The sequence below is a fragment of the Pyrobaculum sp. genome (genome assembly GCF_049971835.1).
GTDB lineage: Archaea > Thermoproteota > Thermoprotei > Thermoproteales > Thermoproteaceae > Pyrobaculum.
In genome coordinates this window covers 1-1,908 of record NZ_JBMFKV010000303.1, presented here as the reverse complement: position 1 = coordinate 1,908, position 1,908 = coordinate 1, and the positions used below count along the sequence as shown (strand labels likewise).

At 64.7% G+C, this 1,908-nt stretch carries 2 protein-coding genes and 2 pseudogenes; 1 reads left to right on the top strand and 3 read right to left on the bottom strand.

Translation table 11 applies throughout. The annotated features are described in order from the left end of the window. Positions 1–344, top strand: a 344-nt coding sequence (locus ACP5J3_RS13975) for a DUF3782 domain-containing protein (protein ID WP_428496240.1), incomplete at its 5' end; no start/stop codon positions are given. Positions 345–878: 534 nt separating this feature from the next. On the opposite strand, the pseudogene ACP5J3_RS13970 reads toward ACP5J3_RS13975, so the two are convergent. From ACP5J3_RS13970 to ACP5J3_RS13960, 3 genes and pseudogenes are all read right to left on the bottom strand, one after another. After that, positions 879–1,331, bottom strand: a pseudogene (locus tag ACP5J3_RS13970) (ornithine carbamoyltransferase); the annotation flags it as partial. Positions 1,332–1,384: 53 nt separating this feature from the next. Then, positions 1,385–1,513, bottom strand: coding sequence for a hypothetical protein (locus ACP5J3_RS13965; RefSeq protein WP_428496239.1), 129 nt, complete (start codon positions 1,511–1,513; stop codon positions 1,385–1,387). Beyond that, positions 1,486–1,908 (bottom strand): annotated as a pseudogene (locus ACP5J3_RS13960) (translation initiation factor eIF-2B); the annotation flags it as partial. The gene ACP5J3_RS13965 and the pseudogene ACP5J3_RS13960, both read right to left, overlap by 28 nt.

Sequence of the window (1,908 nt, the reverse complement as noted above, 5' to 3'; positions counted from 1 at the left end):
TGAGGGAGCTCCTGCGCGCGGCTGGCTACGCGGTGGAGAAGCGGCTGTACTACGACGCAGACGGGTACGTCTACGGATACCCCAGCGAGGTGGAGCTCGACGTGGTTATAAAAGACGGCGCTGTAATCGCCGTGGAGGTCACCTCTAGTCTGAAGAGGGGGGATTTGCTTACCGTAAAGCGGAAAACAGAACTGTACACAAAAACCACAGGAAGGCCGGTCAACGCGGTTTTAGTCATAACGCCGTATATCAGCGACAGAAACCCAAGCTACATCAAAGCCATGGCTGAGAGAATCAACACCAAACTCGTAACCCCAGAGCAGGCGGCGGCGAGGCCTGTTTAAAACCCCGGCCCCCGGCAACACGCCCCACACCGAAGGGCGGCCGACGGCAAAGACTCGAGGAACGGCTACGCCGCCCCGGCCTCTGCTGAGAGCTCGACTTAGACCGCTGTTTCTGTCAGATACCGCCCTCCTCCTCGTCCTGATTCCGGCACCTCCAGCGGCGCCACCCCTCCTGCCAGGCGCCTTCTTCATATGCTCTTCCCTCCTCGCGGCCTCTCTAGCGCCCACCTTTGTTGCGCCGCGGAAGGCGGCGTTCGTCAGTGATATAAGCACTGTCACCCCCGTAGGCCTCGCGGCGCTGAGGCGCCTCGGCCTCTACTCCGCGCGCACCTGCAAGCCCAGATCTTTACGCCAGTCTGCGGTAGCCGTCGTTAACCGCCGCGTCGTCGGCTAGTCGGCGTGTCCGCCGCCCGCCCCAACCTGCCTCCGCAGTTCGCCCGGCGCGCGGCCCCCGCGCCCCGCGGCTAGAGCTACTCCACGTCGGCTTTCAGCTCGGCAGGGCTCTCGTCGAGCTCCCTAATCCTGGGCCCCCCACCTCTCCCTCTCCTCGGCCTCCTTCTCGAAGCCCATGGAGATCCAGACGTCGGTATACACCGCGTCGACGCCCTTGAGCTCCTCCAGCGAGTCGGTCTGGTACACCCGCGCGCCTGTCAGCCCGGCGTCCTCGGCCAGCTTCGAGAGATCGTTGCGCCACAGCTGTCTCGGGCCCACCAGCCTCACCTCCCAGCCCAGCTTGGAGCCTATCACCGCCAGGCTCGCCGCCACGTTGTTCCCCACGTCGCCTACAAACGCCACCTTCAGGACGTTGAGGCGCCCCTTCTTCTCCCAGAGGGTCAGCGCGTCGGCGAGGGACTGGAGCGGGTGGAACTTGTCCGACAAGAGGTTCAGCACGGGGACGTCCGCGTACTGGGCCAGCTCCTCCAACGTCTCGTGCTTGAACACCATGGCGGCTAACACGTGGGCGTACCGCGATAGGGTCCTGGCCGACGCGACGGTTTATATAGATAGGGGGAGGGTCGTCGGAGGGGGCGGCGGAGCGCCTAGCCGAGCCCCAGCGCCTTCTCGATGACGGCCCAGGCCCTCTCGGCGAGCTCGCCGCCCGGCCTCTCGAAGATGCCCAGATCAGTCGCCGCCACGTCTATCAACGACGACTTGAACTTGTCGAACAAGGAATCTCGATCCTCCTGCCTAGGACCTCAGCAACTATCCTGTAGGGCTCGGGGCTGGGCAACGGCGCCGCCTTGTAGCTCTCGAACACGGCAATGGACACGGCCCCGACCGCCCTCGCCGTGGCCAGCAACGGGAGGGTACCCACTTTGTTGAAGGCGTAGCCGTCCGCGTACAGCCCGTCGAGGCCGAAGACGGCGTAGTCGAAACGGACAGACCCCACGGCTGAGTCGGGTATCGGGACCACGTCTACGTGTCTGCCGTACTCCTCGACCGCCGCCGCGGCCTCCTCACCGGGCCTCGACTCCAGCAGGTAGAGCCGCTTGATGCAGTCCCTCCTGACCGAGACGAAGTCGGCCACAGCCCTCGAGAAGCTTATCGTGACGAAGTCTGCGGG